The organism is Leucobacter aridicollis (genome assembly GCF_024399335.1).
In the GTDB taxonomy this organism is placed as follows: Bacteria; Actinomycetota; Actinomycetes; order Actinomycetales; family Microbacteriaceae; genus Leucobacter; species Leucobacter aridicollis_A.
The window spans coordinates 1,897,442-1,916,146 of record NZ_CP075339.1 but is presented as its reverse complement, the minus strand read 5'-3'; the positions used below and the strand labels follow the sequence as shown (position 1 = coordinate 1,916,146).

Here is an 18,705-nt window from a genome sequence, read left to right as displayed (position 1 = left end):
TCGGTGAGCGACGACGACCTCCCGCCGCTGTTCGAGCGCGCGAGCACCGCTGTCCGGCGGATTGCTGAGCGCGTAGCTCTCGGTCGTGGCCGCGTGCGCGACGAGCAGCAGTTGTTGTCGATGGTTGACCAGGCGACCGAACTCGCCCTCCTCGAGGAAGGCGACAGGGACTACATCCACTCGATTGTGGAGTTCGGCGACACGCTCGTGCGAGAGGTCATGGTGCCCCGCACCGACATGGTCACGGTCGACTCTGAGGTGTCCATCCGAGACGGACTCGAGCTGCTGTTGAACTCGCGACACTCACGTGTTCCGGTCGTCGGTGATGATGTTGATGAGGTACTCGGGGTGATGTACCTACGGGATGCGAGCGGCTTCGTACTGCGGCGACCTGAAGAAGCAGAAGAGGTCCTCGTTACCCGAATCATGAAGCCCGCGATGTTTGTGCCCGAGGTGCAACGCGCCGATAAGCTGCTGCGTCGGATGCAGCAAGAGTCGAACCATCTCGCACTCGTCGTCGACGAGTACGGAGGCATTTCCGGGCTTGTCACCCTCGAGGACCTCATCGAGGAGGTGCTCGGCGACATTAGCGACGAGCACGACCGCGAAACCCCAGAGGTTGTCGAGGAGGCCCCTGGCCTGTTTCTTGTGAGCGCCATGTTGCCCATCGACGACCTTGGAGAGCTCTTCGAGATCGAGCTCGACGATGAGGAGGTCGATACGGTCGGCGGACTCTTCGCCAAGTGGCTTGGCAGGCTGCCGGAGGTTGGCGATCGCGTGAGGGGCGAGGGCATCGAGCTCGAGGCCATCGACACCGAGCGCCGACGCAAACGACTCATTACCGCGCGCGCCCGCGCGATTCACGAACCCGCGGAGCCCGCGGCACAGACCCCTGAGGACACCGCATGAACGTACCCGACACGAACAGTCCAGAGGCAGCAGACACTGCGAATGGTGGTGAGGTGCCCGCGAGCGAGAATTTCCGGGCAGGATTTGTCTCATTCGTCGGCCGTCCGAACGTCGGTAAGTCGACGCTGACGAACGCGCTCGTTGGTGAGAAGATCGCGATCACGAGCCCGAAACCGCAAACCACGCGCCGGGCGATCCGCGGCATCGCGCACAGGCCAGACGGCCAGCTCATCATCGTCGACACTCCCGGCATCCACCGTCCCCGTACGCTGCTGGGCGAGCGCCTGAATGCGCTCGTCGAGTCGATGCTCGGCGACGTCGACGTCATCGGGTTTTGCGTCCCAGCGAATGAGAAGCTCGGTCCTGGCGACAGGTTCATCAATGACAGGCTGAACGATTTTCCGCGGGCGAAGAAGGTTGCGATTCTCACGAAGGTTGACGAGGCATCAAAGTCGGAGATCTTTGACCAACTCCTGCGCCTGGGGGAGCTGCGCGAGTGGGACGCAGTGGTGCCGATTTCTGCTGTCACCAGAGAGCAGCTCGACATCTTGAGCGATGAGCTGCTGCAGCTGATGCCTGTGTCGCCGCCGCTCTACGACGATGAGTCGTCAACAGACGAGTCTGAAGACGACAGGATCGCCGAACTTATTCGCGAGGCAGCGCTCCGCGAAGCCCGTGAGGAGCTTCCACACTCACTCGCTGTGACCGTCGACGACCGCGAAGAGCGTGAGCCAGAGAGCGAGGGCGAACTTGGGCTGCTCGAGCTTTATGCATCGCTCTACGTCGAGCGCGACAGTCAGAAGGGCATCGTTATCGGCAAAGGTGGCTCTCGCCTGCGTCAGATTGGCGAAGACGCACGGCGCGAGATCGAGGCGTTGCTCGGACGCAGGGTCTATCTGTCGCTCCGCGTGAAGGTGATGAAGGAGTGGCAGCGCGACCCGAAGGCGCTCGGCAGGCTTGGGTTCTAGCGAGCCAGTGCGCACGCACGCGACGCTGTAGCCGGTGGGAGCCCCCAGAGCCCACCGGCTGCGCGCTGGTGGCTCCGGCGCTAACATCCAAGCGCTCGTCCCGTTGCCGCGTGTGGTAAGTGGAGCTGCCGGCATCACTGGCGACGTCGCGAACCCGTCGTTGCTCCTATTCAGCTAGCCTGCTGGGCGGCCGTAGCGTGTGGTTTCAGGCGCCGTTGATCCGTTCAGCTCGATGAACGTCGACGCGGGCCGCTCAGACTCATAGACTTGTCCGCATGCTCCCATCGAATACGCCAATGGACGAGGCAATTGCCGCGATCTTCTCAGGCACGACCTCTGTCATCGCCATCATCTTCTACGTGGTATTCGCGATTGCTGCGTGGAAGATGTTCTCGAAGGCCGGCTACCCCGGAATCCTCGCGTTCATTCCCATCGTGAACGTGATCCTCGTCGTGAAGATCGCGGGCTACTCGGCGTGGATGTCGCTGCTCTATCTGATTCCGATCGTCGGCTTTATCTTCGCGATTTTCGTCGCCCTGCGCCTCGGTGCCAACTTCGGGAAGGGTGGCGCATTCTCAGTCTTCCTGTTGTGGATGTTCCCCGTCATCGGATACTTCATCATCGGCTTGGGAGACGCACGGTACCAGCCGCGGGCCCACTAGCGGCCTCCGCTGAAACCGCCTCCGCCGCCTCCGCCAGCGAAGCCTCCGCCTGTCGAGCCGCCTGAACTCGACGAGGTGTAGCTCACCGAGCTTGACAGCGATTCGGTGTAGCTCGCGAGCGTGCTCTGGAAGCTGCCGAGACCGTGCACGGCGAGCGCCGGGTACCAGTAGGGCACGTAGTTCTGCTGCTGCTCGTAATGCACCTGCAGGGTCTTCGTCCACTCCTTCTCGAGATTGAAAAGCATCGCGTAGGGGAGCAGCCGCTCGTATAGGTGGATCACCGCCATGCCGTCGACCTCCCGGCGCTCGGCACCGCTCGCCGACTGCAGCGTAGTGATCCTGTCTTCCTCAGCGACCTTGATGAAGAGGCGAACTCCCTCAAGGTACTCCCGAGTTTCGGCCCCGAGGCGAGTGTGCACGGTGTGCTTGACGGCGGCGAACACGCCAACTCCGGCGAGGAGCAGGCCGCCGAAGAGGAAGAGTGCAGGCAGCGCGGAGCCGCGCGTTGCGAGCCCGACGATCCCCAGCGCCAACAGCACCGCTCCAATTGCGATCGTCGTGTACCCGAACGCCCGTCCGCCCGGCGCGTGGGCCTTCTCGAGGTAGCCTCGCGCAACGGCCGCAGCAGCGCCTGAGGCAGTCAGCTTCGTCATCTTCTCGGCGAACTTTGTGCTCTTCTGAGGAATTGCCTTCGCGGCGCCCGGCTCGGCCCCGGGCACGAGGGCAGCGAGCGTGCGCGCGTCGAGCTCGTCAACTGCCCGTTGTGGATCGAGCACCCGGACGATCTGGGCGCGCTTGCTCTTTCTCTTGCCGGCGCGCTCGTCCTCTTCAAGCCTAGTCGCCCCGAGCACCGCCAGGTGGATGATCTCCGCGGCCGCCGGCGCAGCGGCGCCTCCGCCAAAGACCGGAGCAGCGAGCAGCGGCGGGAGACTCGTGGGAACGTCGTACTGGGGCACGATGGTTCCCCGAGCAGTGCTGCGCTTGCCTCGGAAGCGCGCGACGCTGATCCCGCCCGCGACCGCTGTCGCCAGACCGGCCCCTCCGATAATGATCGGCATGCCGTCGAGCGCGAAGTTTGGCAGGCGCTGTGGCGGCTGCGCGACGGCGCCTGGTGTGAGTCCGATTGCGACGGTGACGCCTTCCCGCGGGCCGAGCGGGAGATCGGAAACGCGGATCGGATCCGCCTCGGTACCGGAGCCGGTCATGGCGCACTCGGCCGTGCTTTTGGGGGGCCCGAAGTAGCACCTGCCGTTGCCGTCGAGGCTCGGCGCTATGGCGTCGGAAAACGACACCTCGGCGCTGAAGTTGGCGACGGGCTGCACGTGTTCGAAGTCGAGGAGGTCCCAGTAGAACTCGTCCGCGGCGCCGTCATCGCGGGGGAGCACGACGTCGGAGAGCGTGTAGCTCAGTACGTACGTTTGGGGGCCGTGCACGTAATTGTCGTCGCCGACAAGTACGATGCGGAAGCCATCCTCATCGTCGACCTCGAACGGCACGGGCGTGCCCCCGGCGTCGGTGACCGTGAAATCGCGCGGATCCGTCGAGGCGCGTTCATAGTTGATCGGGATCCCGCGGACGATGCCCCGGTTCTGGTCGGTCTCGGGGAAGCGTGGACTGATGGTTTCGGTCACCGTTGCAACTGCGCGGCCCGCATCGTCCACTCCGACTTCGGCGTCGACGTGCCACGAGTCGTACGAGAAGTCGTCGACGTCCGCGAAGGCGGGGCTTGCCGCAAGCGTCGGAACGGCGAGTAGACCCGTGGCGGCGAGTACGAGCGAGCTTGTCCGCAGAAATTTTCGCATATCGTCGAGGTTACGCTAAACTGTTCCCATGCTGTTCGGCTCGCTTCTTCTTAGCTGCCGCGACGAGTCCTCGACTTCGAACTAATTCAGTCTCAGGCCTTCCTCGTCGCGGTGTTTGTGTTTGGCTGAGCGAACGAAACGAAGAAGGAAACGTCATGAAGAACATGCAGCAGCCCTCCGGTATGCCAATCCACCGCTACCGTCCGTACAGCGAGATCATTCCCGTTGAGCTGCCCGATCGCACCTGGCCGACGAAGCAGATCACTGAGGCGCCACGCTGGTGCGCCGTGGACCTCCGCGACGGCAACCAGGCGCTTATCGATCCCATGAGCCCCGAGCGCAAGCGGGTCATGTTCGACCTGCTCGTGCAGATGGGCTACAAGGAGATCGAGGTCGGGTTCCCATCGGCGAGCCAGACCGACTTTGACTTTGTTCGCCAGCTCATCGAAGAGAACGCGATCCCTGACGACGTTACGATTCAGGTGCTCACTCAGGCGCGCGAGCACCTCATCACCCGCACCTACGAGTCGCTTGTCGGCGCGAAGCAGGCGATCGTGCACCTGTACAACTCGACCTCCATCTTGCAGCGCGATGTGGTGTTCCGCTCAGACCGCGAGGGCATCAAGCAGATCGCCGTCGAGGGAGCCAAGCTCTGCCGTGCGGCTGAGCACATCTGCGAAGACACAGATATTTACTATGAGTACTCTCCTGAGTCGTACACGGGCACAGAGCTCGAATACGCTGCGGAGGTCTGCAACGCCGTGCTCGAGGTGTTTGAGCCGACCCCAGAGCGCAAGGTCATCATCAATCTGCCCTCGACAGTTGAGATGGCGACGCCGAACGTCTACGCCGACTCGATCGAGTGGATGGGGCGCAACCTGAACCACCGTGAGAACGTCATCCTGTCGCTGCATCCCCACAATGACAGGGGCACGGCGGTTGCCGCGGCAGAGCTCGGCTACATGGCTGGCGCCGATCGCATCGAGGGGTGCCTGTTTGGCAACGGTGAGCGAACCGGTAACGTCGACCTCGTCGCGCTCGGCATCAACATGTTCACCCAGGGTATCGACCCGCAGATCGACTTCTCCCGCCTTGACGAGGTTCGCCGCACTGCCGAGTACTGCAACCAGCTGCGCGTCCCCGAGCGGAGCCCGTGGGCGGGTGACCTCGTCTACACCGCGTTCTCCGGCTCACATCAGGACGCGATCAAAAAGGGCTTCGAGCGTATGCAGGCTGACGCCGACGCCGCAGGCGTCTCGATCGATGAGGTCGAGTGGGCAGTCCCGTACCTGCCAGTTGACCCGAAGGATCTCGGTCGCTCGTACGAAGCCGTCATTCGCGTGAACTCCCAGTCAGGCAAGGGAGGCGTTGCCTACCTGCTGAAGACGGACCACTCGCTCGACCTGCCGCGCAGGCTGCAGATTGAGTTCAGTGCCGTGGTGCAGGGTGTCACCGACTCCGAGGGTGGCGAGGTCTCAAGCGATGCCATCTGGACAATTTTCCAAGACGAGTATCTGCCCTCGACAGGGGTCGACGGCGTCGAGCGCTGGGGGCGTTACGAGCTGTTCCGCACGTCAAGCGTCAGCGCTGGCGACGGTGTCACGAACCTCACCGTCGAATACCGTGACGGTGACGAGCAGCGCGAAGAAACCTCCCAGGGCAACGGGCCCGTCGATGCGTTCATTAATTCCCTGAACGATTCTGGTCATGCCGTCACGCTGTTTGATTATGTCGAGCATGCGATGAGCGAGGGTGGTGACGCTGTCGCAGCCGCCTACGTTGATCTCGAGGTTGACGGCCAGCGCCTGTGGGGCGTCGGTATCGACCCTGACACGAGCCGTGCGACGTTGAAGGCAATCGTGTCTGCAGTGAACCGTTCGGTCCGCAACTCAGCTGCGCAGCGCGAAGCGGTTTCCGCTTAGCTCCCTCGGTGCAGAACCCCGCTGCCCCACCCTATTCGCACATATGTTCGAATTTGCGGTGTGGCGCAGCGGGGTTTGTGCGTCATCCCCATAGGCTTGGCGTGTGATTGCTTCGTTACGCGGTGAAGTGCTGGCCTCTGGTGCCGGCTGGGTAGTGCTTGGTGTTGGCGGTGTCGGCATGCGTGTTGAGGTGCCGAGCGGTCGCATGGCGCAGCGCACACCGGGGGAGCAACTCTTCTTGCACACCTCGCTTGTTGTGCGCGAGGATTCGCTCACGCTCTACGGCTTCGAGACCGAGGCGGAGCTCGCGACATTCGGGTTCTTGATCGGCGTCTCGGGAGTCGGGCCCCGATCCGGCCTCGGCGTGCTCTCTGAGCTGTCGCCGGGCGAGATTGTTCGCGCAGTCACCGCCGAAGACGATAAGCCGTTTCGCAAGGTGTCTGGGATCGGCCCGAAGACCGCAAAGCTCATCACTGTTTCGCTCGCTGGCAAGCTGAGCGCGCTCGCGTTCGAGGACGCCGGCGAGGAGGCGGTGGTTGCCGCCCCGGACGAAGCGCTGATCGAAGCCGTCACCGAGGGCCTGCAGGGACTCGGCTGGAGCGAGGGTGAGGCCCGTCAGGCGGTGAGTGATGCCCGTGACGCCGGCGCCGAGATGACGAACGCGCAACTGCTACGAGCTGCGCTCACTCTGCTGCAGCGGGGGCGCCGATGAGCGCGCCAATGTCCGGGGAGCTCTCACCCCAGGCGCTGCCAACCGAGGTGAGCTACGAGGGCGCGCTCCGGCCAGGATCGCTCGCCGAGTTTGTCGGACAAGAAAAGGTTCGTGAGCAGCTCGGCCTGCTCCTCGGGGCAGCCCAGATTGACGGCCGCACGCCCGACCATATTTTGCTTGCCGGGCCGCCGGGCCTTGGTAAGACAACTCTGTCGATGATCGTGGCGACCGAGCTCGGGGTGCCGCTCCAGCAGACGTCTGGCCCCGCGATCCAGCACGCAGGTGATCTCGCTGCGGTGCTATCGGCACTCACGCCCGGTGAGGTGTTGTTCATCGATGAGATTCACCGAATGGCACGCAGCGCCGAGGAGATGCTCTACCTTGCGATGGAAGACTTCAAAGTCGACATCATGGTTGGTAAGGGCGCAGGGGCAACGTCGGTTCCGCTCGAGCTTGCCCCCTTTACCCTTGTCGGTGCGACGACGCGAGCTGGCCTGCTGCCGAATCCGCTGCGCGACAGGTTCGGGTTTACCGCGCACCTCGAGTACTACGCCACCTCTGAGCTGGAGGGGGTACTGAGCCGCGCCGCGGGACTACTCGACTTTCCGCTCCACGATGCCGGAGTCGTCGAGATCGCCGGGCGCTCGCGCGGGACGCCGCGCATCGCGAACAGGCTTCTGCGTCGAGTGCGGGACTACACGCTGGTGCACGGCACCCAGCCCGACGAGCGTTCTGTTCGGGCCGCGCTCTCGCTGTATGACGTCGACGAGCACGGGCTCGACAGGCTCGACCGGGAGGTGCTGCGAATCATCGTCGAGCGCTTTGCTGGCGGACCGGTCGGGCTCTCGACTCTGGCGGCCTCGGTCGGGGAAGAGGCTGAGACGATCGAATCCGTTGTCGAGCCGTTCCTCATGCGGGCTGGCCTTATTGCAAGGTCCCCGCGTGGCCGTATCGCGACCTCGCTCGGGTGGGCGCATCTGGGGATCGCCCCACCATCCCCGTAGGGTGCTGGCGCTCGCAGGAAACCCCGCTAGACTTGTGCAGTCCGTGCGTGTTCAAGGGCGCGCTCACTAACTTTGGAAGGGTCTCCGCCTCATGGATCCGATGACACTCATCATGCTTGGCCTCGTCGCCGTGCTCATTTTCTTCATGTTCCGCAACAGCAAGAAGCGCCAGGCGCAGATGGCAGAGATGCAGAACAACATGCAGCCGGGTGCAGAGGTCATGCTTCAGTCAGGGATCTACGGCACCATCGTTTCTGTCGATGAGGAAGAGAACCGCGTCACCGTGCAGAGCGGCACGAGCACGCTCGTTGTCCACCGCAACGCTGTCGGCCAGATTGTGACCCCCGCAGATGCACCCGTTGAGGAGAACGAAGCAGCGACGCTCGCTCCCGACGACGACCCAGAGTTTGGCGAGCGCTTCGCTGCGGCTGATGACGCAGCGACTGAGGCAGAGTCGACAGTTGATTCGGCAACTGATTCGGCAGTCGATTCAACAATCGATGCAGCGACAGATCTCGGCGGTGCAACCACCGCTGAGAAGCGCGACGACAAGAACTCCGACAAGGAGTAAGGACCCTCCGGTGTGATGCTTCACACCGTTATCTGAAAGCGAGACAGCTGTCTTGGCGAAATCATCCGTCGCGCCCGCGGTGCGGAGCGCACGTCGCTCGCTCATTTTCCTGCTCGCCATCATTGTCGGACTCACTGGGCTCATCACGCTCGGTGTGTTCCGCAGTGATGCGACCTGGACTCCGAAGCTAGCGCTCGACCTGCAGGGCGGCACGCAGATTCTGCTTGCCGCAAACCAGAACGACGGCAAAGCCGTCACCGGAGAGCAGCTTGACCAGGCTGTGGAGATCCTCAGGCAGCGAGTGAACGCTTCTGGCGTTTCTGAGGCCGAGATCACCACGCAGGGAAACAACCATATCTCGGTTGCGATTCCCGGCAAGGTCGATGACGCAACGCTCCAGCGCATCCAGGCTTCGGCTGCGCTCGACTTCCGTGGGGTCTTCCTGGAAGCGGCCGCTGGTGCGGCGCAGCCCGAGGACACCGGCGAAAGCGTTGAGGGCGCGGATGGGGATGCCGCCGCTGGCGACAATGCCGCCGATGAGGCGGCTGCCGGTGACACTGCGGCAGATGCCGCCACTGGCGACTCGGCAGACGAGCCGGCAGCTGACGGCACTGCCTCGGACGCAGACACCGGCGACCTGTACCCGGATCCGCTCCCGTCGGATCCGGCGGATCAGGCCTGGCTTACTCCTGCGCTTCTCGAGGAGTTCGCGTCGTTCACTTGCACATCAGACAACGCGCTTGAGGTTGCGAACGCCGCTGACGACAAGCCGCTCATCACGTGCGATGAGACAGGCATGCTGAAGTACGTCCTCGGTCCTGTAGAGCTCTCGGGTGACGTCATCACTGATGCTGTCTCGCAGCAGCAGTCGATTCAGGGCGGCACCGGCACTACTGGCCGCTGGGAAGTCGCAATCACGATGAACAAGGAGGGCTCGCAGAAGTTCGGCAAGGTCTCGACCCGCCTCTACGGGAAGCAGCCCCCGCTCAACCAGTTCGCGTTCGTGCTTGACGGCAAGGTCATCTCGGCCCCGACGATGAACGCGCAGATTCTTGATGGTCGCCCGGCGATCTCGGGTAACTTCACCAAGGAAAGTGCCCAGGTGCTTGCCGATCAGCTGAAGTTCGGCGCCTTGCCCATGAGCTTCACCGTGCAGAGCCAGGAAGATATTTCTTCAACCCTTGGTGCAAACCAGCTGCTCGGCGGGCTCCTGGCGGGCCTGATCGGCCTCGGCCTCGTCGTCGTGTATTCGCTCTTCCAATACCGACTGCTCGGCACGCTCACTATCGCCTCGCTGGCGGTCGCAGCGATCCTGACGTACCTGCTGCTCACGTTCTTCTCGTGGCGCCAGGGCTACCGATTGTCGCTCGCCGGTGTCGCGGGCATCATCGTTGCCATCGGCTTCACGGCCGACTCATTTATCGTCTACTTCGAGCGCATCCGAGACCAGCTGCGCGACGGCTTCGGCATCAATGCCGCGGTCGAGGGTGGATGGAAGCGCGCGCTTCGTACAATCCTCGCCTCCGATGGCGTGAACTTGCTCGCTGCAGTCGTGCTGTTCGTCCTCGCCGTCGGCAATGTGAAGGGCTTCGCGTTCACCCTGGGCCTGACAACGATCGTTGACGTGCTCGTTGTCGCACTCTTCACCCACCCGATGATGACGTTGCTCGCCCGGACCCGTGTCTACAGTGGCGGCTACAAGTTCTCGGGGCTCGATCCCCGCCAGCTTGGCGCCGTCTACCAGGGCCGCGCGAAGTTCCGAGAGCCCGTCGTGGCTTCGAAGGGCAGCGGCAAGAAGGTCGCAAAGAGCCGTGGTGAGGCCGAGCGTCGCCAGACGATCGCCGAGCGCAAGGCAGCCGAGTCTGCCGGCGCAGGAAAGGAGAGCTGAAATGGCTCGCTCATTCGCTGAATTTGGCAATGCCCTCTACACCGGCGAGAAGTCGATCGACTTCGTTGGCAGGCGCAAGCTGTGGTACACGATCTCGGCAGTCCTGTTGATCATCGCCGTCGTTGGTCCCTTCCTGCGCGGCGGGTTCCAGCTGGGAATCGAGTTCACTGGTGGAAGCCAGTTCCAGGTGCACGTGGCGAACAGTCAGGATCGCGATCCTGACGTGGCCGCCAAGGCTGTCGCCGAGACGCTGCCGGGCTCTGCGCCTCGTATCTCGGTGCTCGGCCAGAATGAGGTCCGCGTGCAGACCGAAGCGCTCGATGATGCCCAGAACAAGGCAGTCACCGAAGCGCTCGCCAAGGGCTACGGAGTCGACGCTGATGAGGTCACGTACTCGTTCATCGGCCCCGTCTGGGGGCAAGACATCACGAAGCAGGCGATTATCGCCCTCGTCGTGTTCATCCTGCTTGCTGCTCTTGTCATGGCGATCTACTTCCGCACCTGGAAGATGTCGCTTGCAGCGATGCTTGCGCTGTTCCATGACCTCATCATTACAGCGGGCGTCTACGGTCTCGCCGGGTTTGAGGTCACCCCAGCGGCGATGATTGGCTTCCTGACGATCCTTGGCTACTCCCTGTACGACACCGTCGTGGTGTTCGACAAGATCCGCGAGAACACGAGCCCTGGTGAGCTGAGCGACTCCCGCACATATAGCGAGGCAGTGAACCTCGCAGTGAACCAGACCCTTGTTCGGTCGATCAACACCTCAGTCGTCGCGCTGCTGCCGGTCGCCTCGATCCTGTTCGTTGGCGCTGGCCTACTCGGGGCGGGTACGCTGCGTGACATCTCGCTCGCGCTCTTCATCGGCATCCTCGCAGGCGCGTACTCGACGATCTTCGTCGCATCGCCCGCCTACGCCCACCTTCGAGTAGGCGAGAGAGAGATCAAGGAGCGCGACGAGCGCATCCTGCGTCAGCGCGCGAAGCAGGTGGAGTCCGATCTCGTTGAGGCGGCGCCCGCAAGCTAGGTGCTGCTCGGAGCTTCGAGCACGATCCAGAAGAGGGGTCCTTCTTACCAGGGAGGGCCCCTTTCTGCGTAGAAACCACGGGGTGTCGCACACACGATTCAAGGAATGCGCACACCCTGGTGTAACGTTCAATCAGTTGAGGAGGCTGCGGTGGTGAGTTCAGACGCGACACAGGCGAATACGACTTCGCTGCGCCGGTTGGTGCCGCGAATTTTCTCACGCGGCGCCACCCACGGCGCGATCGAAGAGGTGATGCGCACCGTGCGTGCGAATTACCCGCGCGCAGACCTCTCAGTCATCTCACGCGCCTACGACGTCGCAGAGCGCGCTCACCGTGGTCAGAAGCGTAAGAGCGGTGAGCCATACATCACTCACCCGATCGCTGTCTCGAAGATCCTCGCTGATCTTGGCGTCGCGCCCGTCGCGATCGCTGCAGCGCTGCTGCACGACACGGTCGAGGACACCGAGTACTCGCTCGAAGAGTTGACGCGCGACTTCGGCGAAGAGATCGCAATGCTCGTTGACGGTGTCACGAAGCTCGACAAGGTGAAGTACGGAGACTCCGCGCAGGCGGAAACCGTGCGCAAGATGGTTGTTGCAATGTCGAAGGACATCCGCGTGCTTGTCATCAAGCTCGCCGACAGGCTCCACAACGCACGCACATGGGGTTTCGTCTCTGGCGATTCGGCGAAGCGGAAGGCGCAAGAGACCCTCGAGATTTACGCACCGCTCGCGCACAGGCTCGGCATCCAGTCAATGAAGACCGAGCTCGAAGACCTCTCGTTCGCCGTGCTGAAGCCCAAGCTTTACGCTGAGATCGACAATCTCGTGAAGCAGCGCAACCCGCAGCGCGACGAACTTGTTGGCAAGGTGATCGGTTCAATCGAGACTGACCTGCGCGAGGCGCGGATCAAGGGCGAGGTCACGGGGCGCCCGAAGGAGCTGTACTCGATCTATCAGAAGATGATCGTGCGCGGCCGTGACTTCGACGACATCTACGACCTTGTGGGCATTCGCGTGCTTGTGAACTCAATTCGCGACTGTTACGCAGTGCTCGGAGCGGTGCACGCTCGGTGGACGCCGATTCCGGGCAGGTTCAAGGACTACATCGCGACACCGAAGTTCAATCTGTACCAGTCGCTACACACCACAGTCATTGGCCCCGATGGTCGTGCGGTCGAGATTCAAATCCGCACCGTCGAGATGCATCAGCGTGCAGAGTACGGCGTCGCGGCTCACTGGAAGTACAAGCAGCGTCAGCCCGGGGCTGACAAGCAGACAGCCTCGAACGATATGGCCTGGCTCGCACACATCTCTGACTGGCAGGCCGAAACGGAGGATCCAAGCGAGTTCCTCGACGCCCTGCGTTTCGAGATTGGTGCGAAGGAAGTCTACGTCTTCACCCCGAAGGGGCGAGTCATCGGACTTCCGGCGGGCGGCACGACTGTCGACTTCGCCTACGCGGTGCACACCGAGGTTGGTCACCGCACGATGGGAGCTCGGGTGAACGGGCGGCTCGTGCCGCTCGAAACCGCCCTGCAAAACGGCGACGTGGTCGAGGTCTTCACGTCGAAGGACCCGAATGCGGGCCCGAACAAGTCGTGGCTTGGCTTCGTGAAGAGCAAGCGGGCACAGAACAAGATTCGGCAGTGGTTCACTAAGGAACGCCGTGAGGAAGCCGCAGAGACCGGCAAGCAGGAGCTGACGAAGGCGCTCCGTAGGCAGAGTCTTCCGCTGCATCAGGTGATGAACTCCGAGGCGCTCCAACAGGTTGCGCTGCAGCTCAACTACGCTGACGTGACAACTCTGTACGCTGCGATCGGTGAGGGCAACGTCTCGGCGCAGTCGGTCGTAGAGAAAGTCGCTGCTCTGCTGTTCGACGATCAAGCATCGACCGAGCCGGCCGCGCTGAGCGTCCCGCTCGTTGACACTCCGCGAGCGCAGCCGACCCGTGCCACGTCGAGCGGCGTTGTCGTCAAGGGTGCATCAGACGTGCTTGCGAAGCTCGCAAAGTGCTGCACGCCAGTGCCTGGCGATGAGATTCGCGGGTTCGTGACAAAGGGACAGGGCGTGTCAGTGCACCGCACTGACTGCCACAACTTTAAGAGCCTGCAGTCGCAGTCTGAACGCGTTGTCGACGTGGAGTGGGCGCCGACATCGAAGAGCGTGTTTCTGGTGCAGATTCAGGTTGAGGCCCTCGACCGCTCTGGCTTGCTCTCAGACGTGACACGGACGCTCTCTGAGCACCACGTGAACATCCTGTCAGCATCCGTGAACACGTCGAGCTCTCGCCTTGCGATCAGCAGGTTCCTCTTCGAGATGGCGAACGCAACCCACCTCGATCACGTGCTGAACGCTGTGCGGCGCATTGACGGCGTGTACGACGTCTATCGGCTGACGAACTGACGCACGCCTGTGTCGCGTGACCGCCATGGTGGCGACAACCCGACGCGCCGCGCGGCTATGCGCCCTGCGGTGTGAGTCCGAGCGCTCGTAGGCGTTCTCTGACGCGAGCCCGGTCGATAGGGCTCGCCGCATCCGCTCGGGTCGCCAGCCTGTCGGCAATTCCCGGTTCTGTGAGCATGAGGAGCCGGGCTGCAACGAGCCGTGCGGCGGTGAAAGGCTCGGGGGAGCGCAACAGGTCGTAGACAGTGCGTGAGCGGCTTGTCACGCTGTATTCTCCGATCCGCGCGATATCTCCCTCCACGAGACGGAAGTGGCTGATGCTTGCGAGGCGCCGGAGACCAACGAGTTCGAATTCGGCGGGCGCGCGGCCACGCAGGGTAATGAGTCTCATTCTGGGGCCGGGGGACCTGCATGCTCCCCAGATCCACGCAGCCGTCTGTTCGGCGGCAGCGTAGCGTTCGAGGAGCAACCCGCCGAGCGCTGCGCAGCGACTTTTCTCGGTGTCAGGCCACGACACAGGGCGTAGCCCCGGCCCGCTCCGTACGAGCGTCCCTGTGAGCAGCGCAGCCGAGCGGAGAGCTGGCGCCCAGTGATCAACTCGCGGCGGCGACGGGATGGGCCGACTCGTCGATGGCGGTGCTCCGCTCGATTGCGGGTCAGCCCGCGCGGTCGGAACTTGCCTGGAGGAGCTGTGTGAGGTCATGCCCCAAGAATGAACGCCCCGCCCCGGGGGTACCAGGGCAGGGCGTCTATCTGTGGATAACTGTGTCTTCCGCGAATACTAGTCGCCGAGCGCGGCGAGCCACGACTTCTGGGTCGCGAGCTTCTCTTCGGCCGAAGCCTTCGCCTTCGCATCCTTGGCGCCCGCGATCTCGGCCTCGAGCTCGGCGATCGACGACTCGAGCTGACCGCGCAGCCCCTCGCTGCGGGCCTTTGTTTCCGGGTTGGTCTTCCGCCAGTGCTCCTCTTCGAGGCCCTTCACGTGCTCCTCAATGCGGCGCAGCTGGCCCTCGATGTCACGAAGTGCTTCGCGAGGCACGCGGCCGATCTCGTCCCAGCGGAGCTGGATCGCCGTGAGCTGCTTGCGCGCGGCAGTGTGCTCACTGAGCTCAAGAATCGGCTTCGCGTCGTCGAGAACTGCCTGCTTCGCGACGAGGTTTGCCTGGTACTCCTCGTTGGTCTGCGCGACCTCCTCGGCCTTCGCTTGGTAGAGCACGTCGCCTGCAGCCTTGAAGCGCGCCCAGAGCTGGTCGTCGAGCTTGCGGCTCGCGCGGCCGGCCTGCTTCCAGTCTTCGAGCAGATTGCGGTACGCGGGGATTCCGTCGAGGCCGCGGTCTGCGAGCGCTTCGGCAGCAGCGATGAGCTTCTCCTTGCGCGTCTTCACATCCTTGTTGTTCGCATCCATCTGGGAGAAATGCGCGCGGCGAGCAGTATCAAAGCTCTGGCGGGCGGCCCGGAAGCGCTTCCACATCGCATCGGCCTGCGGCTTCGGTACGTGGGGGCCCGAACGCTGCGCGTTCTGCCACTCGGTGAACAGCCGCTCGAAAGCTGCGCTCGTGTCCTTCCACCGGATCGATGCCTCGGGCTGCGCTGCGAGCTGCTCGGCCTCCGCGACGATTGCCTCACGCTTTGCGACGGCCTCTTCGCGCGCTGCCTCGCGCTCCTGCTGCTGCTGTTCGCCGAACGCTGCGGCCTTCTCAGCGAGCTTCGCAACGCGGGTGCGCAGTGAGGCGATGTCGCCGACTGCTGCGGGCTCGACGAGCTGCTCCTCGAGCTTCTTCACGGTACCCGCAACCGATGCGTCGGCGGTGCCGCGTGCAATACGCGCCTCAAGCAGCGTCACGGCGCCGGCGAGGTCCGCAAACTTCCGCTCGAAGTACGCCAGGGCTTCCTCGGGGGTGCCGTCTGGGAACGCGCCGACTGCACGCTCGCCCTCTCCCTCGCGTACGTAGACCGTACGATCGTCGCCAACCCTGCCCCAGGGCTTCTCGTTCGTCGCTTCACTCACCGTGTTGCTCACCTGTCGTGTGGGATCGGCTGTACCGACCGCGTTACTAGATAGACCCCTCCACTATGCCACAGAGCGCCCTGCTGAGCATGATTGTCGGGGGTGGTCGGTAGCATTGTGTCGTGACCCAGATTCAAGGCCCGGCCGCTTCGACGGCTCCGTTGGCGGTGCGAATGCGCCCGCAGTCGCTCGACGAGGTCGTTGGTCAGCGGCATCTGTTGGGTCAGGGATCGCCGCTGCGCGTCATAGCGAGCGACAGTGAGGGCTCCGCCGTGTCGGTGATTCTCTGGGGTCCTCCGGGCACCGGCAAGACCACGATGGCGCAGGCTATCGCCCACACGAGCGGGCGCAGGTTCGTCGAGCTCTCGGCCGTGACGGCTGGTATCAAAGACGTTCGGACGGTGATGGAACGTGCCCTGAACGACCGCGACCTGTATGACATCGCGACAGTGCTCTTTCTCGACGAGATTCACAGGTTTACGAAGGCGCAGCAGGATGCTCTGTTGCCTGGCGTCGAGAACGGGTGGGTGACGCTCATCGCCGCGACCACGGAGAACCCGTCGTTCTCGGTGATTAGCCCACTGCTCTCACGCTCTCTTCTGCTCACCCTCGAAGCGCTGAGCGACGCAGACATCGCTGAGCTGCTTGACAGGGCAACTGTAGATAGGCGCGGGCTTGCCGGTACCGTCGAGCTCACCGCAGAGGGGCGAGACGCGCTTGTGCAGCTCTCGTCGGGCGACGCGCGTCGCGCTCTCACCGGCCTCGAAGCCGCGGCTGGCTCCGCTCTCGCGCTCGCGGAGCGAGAGCGGACGGGGAGTGTCGATGCCGGTGCTGGGGCCGGGGCCGGTGCCGATGCCGATGCCGATGCTGCAGCGACCCAGCCGAATGCCCTTCCCAAGGTTACGGCCGAGGTTGTCTCAATCTCGGTTGATCGCGCGTTGCTGCGCTACGACAAAGATGGCGATCAGCACTATGACGTCGTCAGCGCGTTTATCAAGTCGATGCGTGGCTCCGATCCTGACGCGGCGATTCATTACCTCGCACGCATGATCGAAGCGGGGGAGGATCCGCGCTTCATCGCGCGACGCCTCATGGTGCACGCTGCCGAAGATGTGGGGCTCGCAGACCCGCAGGCGCTTTCGGTGGCTGTGGCCGCAGCTCAAGCGACGCAGCTCATCGGCCTCCCTGAGGCACGCATCCCGCTCGCCGAAGCGACCATATATATCGCCACCGCGCCGAAATCGAACGCCGTGATCTCGGCGATCGACGCCGCGATCTCAGATGTGAAGGCTGGGCGGTTTGGGCAAGTGCCGAAGCCGCTCCGCGACGCGCACTATCCGGGGGCGAAGAAGCTCGGTCACGGCAAGGGATACCGCTATCCACATGCAGACCCGCGCGGCGTTGTCACACAGCAGTACCTGCCTGACGAGATCTCAGGCGCGACGTATTACACGCCGACGACGCACGGGAATGAGCGTGAAGTCTCAGACAGGCTTGAGAAGATTCGCCGAATCACGCGCGGCGAGTAGCCCCAGTGCTTCCGCCGAATCGCGATTGTGAGCCCTGATCTGCTAAGCTGATCCCTGGCCAACATTGCTCCCGCGGCAGGCTGCAGCGGGAAGCATATGGCAGTTGCCCTGTAGCCGGGTTTCTGCAACGGTCGTTCCCTCACCGAAAACGGTTTGCTGTGTCGCGTGCATTGCGAGCGAAAGCTTGTGAATGCGGGCGCAGCGTGGCCGAGAGAACATAGGGCTGCGCGGTTGCGCATGCCCCACAGAAACCCGAAAGGATACCCGTGTCGACTACGTCACGTACCCGTTCACAGACGCGTCTGTCGCGTTCGCTGGGCATTGCCCTCACGCCGAAGGCGGCTCGCTACCTCGAGAAGCGCCCCTACGGTCCCGGCCAGCACGGCCGCACCAAGCGTAAGAGCGATAGCGACTACGCAGTTCGCCTCCGCGAGAAGCAGCGTCTGCGCGCTCAGTACGGCATCCGCGAGAAGCAGCTCGTCATCACCTTCAACGAGGCTCGTCGCCAGGATGGCCTGACCGGTGAGAACCTCGTCGAGCTCCTCGAGATGCGTCTTGACGCGCTCGTGCTGCGTGCAGGATTCGCCCGCACCACCGCGCAGGCTCGCCAGCTCGTTGTGCACCGCCACATCCTCGTTGACGGCAAGCTCGTCGACCGCCCGTCGTTCCGCGTGAAGCCGGGTCAGCTCATCCACGTCAAGGAGCGCTCGGAGGCTCTCGAGCCGTTCCAGGTTGCAGCCGCAGGCGGCCACGCCGAGGTTCTTCCCGCCGTTCCGGGCTACCTCGAGGTTTCGCTCGACAAGCTCGAGGCTCGCCTCATCCGTCGCCCGAAGCGCGCTGAGGTCCCCGTGACCTGTGAAGTGCAGCTCGTGGTCGAGTTCTACTCGGGACGCTAAGTCTGAAGGCTTGAGGGCGCTGGGATCCGCACGGAATCCAGCGCCCTCAGCCGTATCTGGCATGCGTTACCGGTTAAGCTTGACCCGTATAGTTCCGCGGCGCGCAGAGTGTCGCCGCGAGACCGCAGGAGGGTGGAACACGTGCGGAAACTAGTCTTGTTCGTATTCGGAGTCGCTACGGGCTTTGTCGCAGCACACTTCGTCAACCAGAGCCCCAGCGGGCGACGCTTTTTCGAGCGTGTGAATCGTGGGATTGCCGAACTGTCGAACGCGTTCTCGAGTGGCTACGAGGCTGCCGAACGCGAGCAGTTCGATGAGGACCTTGAGCGGACGCTGAAGGGTCTCGACCGCAAGGACTCCTAGCGCTGACGGCGATTCGCCGCCAGCGCGAGGAGTGCCGC

General features: G+C 63.5%; 16 protein-coding genes. 13 read left to right on the top strand and 3 right to left on the bottom strand.

The genetic code is table 11. The features are described from left to right. Window positions 1–3 precede the first annotated feature (3 nt). The 3 genes from KI794_RS08590 (at window position 4) to KI794_RS08580 (ending at window position 2,539) form a co-directional block, all read left to right on the top strand. A complete protein-coding gene (locus KI794_RS08590) occupies window positions 4–909 on the top strand; it encodes a hemolysin family protein (RefSeq protein ID WP_255807773.1) in 906 nt (301 codons plus the stop codon). Then, complete coding sequence (gene era / locus KI794_RS08585; RefSeq protein WP_119283911.1) at window positions 906–1,877, top strand: GTPase Era; 972 nt, start codon at window positions 906–908, stop codon at window positions 1,875–1,877. The genes KI794_RS08590 and era overlap by 4 nt, the downstream gene beginning before the upstream one ends. A 275-nt stretch (window positions 1,878–2,152) precedes the next feature. Next, a complete protein-coding gene (locus tag KI794_RS08580) occupies window positions 2,153–2,539 on the top strand; it encodes a DUF5684 domain-containing protein (RefSeq protein ID WP_255807769.1) in 387 nt (128 codons plus the stop codon). On the opposite strand, the gene KI794_RS08575 is transcribed toward KI794_RS08580, so the two are convergent. Further along, entirely contained in the window at window positions 2,536–4,341 is a 1,806-nt protein-coding gene (locus KI794_RS08575; RefSeq protein ID WP_255807768.1) for a DUF2207 family protein, read from the bottom strand. The genes KI794_RS08580 and KI794_RS08575 overlap by 4 nt on opposite strands. 155 nt (window positions 4,342–4,496) lie before the next feature. On the opposite strand from KI794_RS08575, the gene leuA reads away from it, so the two are divergent. From leuA to KI794_RS08540, 7 genes are all read left to right on the top strand, one after another. Beyond that, window positions 4,497–6,263: a 2-isopropylmalate synthase gene (gene leuA, locus KI794_RS08570; protein WP_255807767.1), complete on the top strand. Its 1,767-nt coding sequence runs from the start codon at window positions 4,497–4,499 to the stop codon at window positions 6,261–6,263. A gap of 103 nt (window positions 6,264–6,366) precedes the next feature. Further along, entirely contained in the window at window positions 6,367–6,975 is a 609-nt protein-coding gene (gene ruvA / locus KI794_RS08565) for a Holliday junction branch migration protein RuvA (protein WP_119283907.1), read from the top strand. Window positions 6,976–6,983: 8 nt separating this feature from the next. Beyond that, window positions 6,984–7,979, top strand: coding sequence for a Holliday junction branch migration DNA helicase RuvB (ruvB, locus tag KI794_RS08560; protein WP_119283906.1), 996 nt, complete (start codon window positions 6,984–6,986; stop codon window positions 7,977–7,979). A 91-nt stretch (window positions 7,980–8,070) separates the two neighbouring features. Then, window positions 8,071–8,550, top strand: coding sequence for a preprotein translocase subunit YajC (gene yajC, locus KI794_RS08555; protein WP_255807766.1), 480 nt, complete (start codon window positions 8,071–8,073; stop codon window positions 8,548–8,550). Window positions 8,551–8,602: 52 nt separating this feature from the next. Next, complete coding sequence (gene secD, locus KI794_RS08550) at window positions 8,603–10,438, top strand: protein translocase subunit SecD (protein ID WP_255807765.1); 1,836 nt, start codon at window positions 8,603–8,605, stop codon at window positions 10,436–10,438. Window position 10,439: 1 nt separating this feature from the next. Beyond that, window positions 10,440–11,465 carry a protein translocase subunit SecF gene (secF, locus tag KI794_RS08545; RefSeq protein WP_255807764.1) on the top strand — a complete coding sequence of 342 codons (1,026 nt, stop codon included), beginning with the start codon at window positions 10,440–10,442 and terminating at the stop codon, window positions 11,463–11,465. Between the two features lie 201 nt (window positions 11,466–11,666). Continuing rightward, a complete protein-coding gene (locus KI794_RS08540; RefSeq protein WP_255809753.1) occupies window positions 11,667–13,871 on the top strand; it encodes a RelA/SpoT family protein in 2,205 nt (734 codons plus the stop codon). 55 nt (window positions 13,872–13,926) lie between these two features. On the opposite strand, the gene KI794_RS08535 is transcribed toward KI794_RS08540, so the two are convergent. Continuing rightward, window positions 13,927–14,574 (bottom strand): hypothetical protein, encoded by a 648-nt coding sequence (locus KI794_RS08535; RefSeq protein WP_255807763.1) that lies wholly within the window; start codon window positions 14,572–14,574, stop codon window positions 13,927–13,929. A gap of 78 nt (window positions 14,575–14,652) precedes the next feature. Next, complete coding sequence (locus KI794_RS08530) at window positions 14,653–15,879, bottom strand: DUF349 domain-containing protein (RefSeq protein ID WP_255807762.1); 1,227 nt, start codon at window positions 15,877–15,879, stop codon at window positions 14,653–14,655. A 173-nt stretch (window positions 15,880–16,052) separates the two neighbouring features. Here KI794_RS08530 and KI794_RS08525 point away from each other — a divergent pair, with 173 nt between their 5' ends. The 3 genes from KI794_RS08525 to KI794_RS08515 all read left to right on the top strand — a co-directional run bounded on the left by KI794_RS08525 (window position 16,053) and on the right by KI794_RS08515 (window position 18,667). After that, window positions 16,053–17,408: a replication-associated recombination protein A gene (locus KI794_RS08525; protein WP_119283900.1), complete on the top strand. Its 1,356-nt coding sequence runs from the start codon at window positions 16,053–16,055 to the stop codon at window positions 17,406–17,408. A 266-nt stretch (window positions 17,409–17,674) separates the two neighbouring features. Continuing rightward, window positions 17,675–18,304 carry a 30S ribosomal protein S4 gene (rpsD, locus tag KI794_RS08520; protein WP_119283899.1) on the top strand — a complete coding sequence of 210 codons (630 nt, stop codon included), beginning with the start codon at window positions 17,675–17,677 and terminating at the stop codon, window positions 18,302–18,304. A 141-nt stretch (window positions 18,305–18,445) separates the two neighbouring features. After that, window positions 18,446–18,667, top strand: coding sequence for a hypothetical protein (locus tag KI794_RS08515; protein ID WP_119284297.1), 222 nt, complete (start codon window positions 18,446–18,448; stop codon window positions 18,665–18,667). Window positions 18,668–18,705: the final 38 nt, after the last annotated feature.

Excerpts from the sequence above, each read along its gene's own strand:
- era (WP_119283911.1), top strand. The coding sequence starts at position 906 with ATGAACGTACCCGACACGAACAGTCCAGAGGCAGCAGACACTGCGAAT.
- yajC (WP_255807766.1), top strand. The coding sequence starts at position 8,071 with ATGGATCCGATGACACTCATCATGCTTGGCCTCGTCGCCGTGCTCATT.
- KI794_RS08535 (WP_255807763.1), bottom strand. The coding sequence starts at position 14,574 with ATGACCTCACACAGCTCCTCCAGGCAAGTTCCGACCGCGCGGGCTGAC.
- ruvB (WP_119283906.1), top strand. The coding sequence starts at position 6,984 with ATGTCCGGGGAGCTCTCACCCCAGGCGCTGCCAACCGAGGTGAGCTAC.
- KI794_RS08525 (WP_119283900.1), top strand. The coding sequence starts at position 16,053 with ATGCGCCCGCAGTCGCTCGACGAGGTCGTTGGTCAGCGGCATCTGTTG.
- KI794_RS08575 (WP_255807768.1), bottom strand. The coding sequence starts at position 4,341 with ATGCGAAAATTTCTGCGGACAAGCTCGCTCGTACTCGCCGCCACGGGT.
- secF (WP_255807764.1), top strand. The coding sequence starts at position 10,440 with ATGGCTCGCTCATTCGCTGAATTTGGCAATGCCCTCTACACCGGCGAG.
- leuA (WP_255807767.1), top strand. The coding sequence starts at position 4,497 with ATGAAGAACATGCAGCAGCCCTCCGGTATGCCAATCCACCGCTACCGT.
- KI794_RS08580 (WP_255807769.1), top strand. The coding sequence starts at position 2,153 with ATGCTCCCATCGAATACGCCAATGGACGAGGCAATTGCCGCGATCTTC.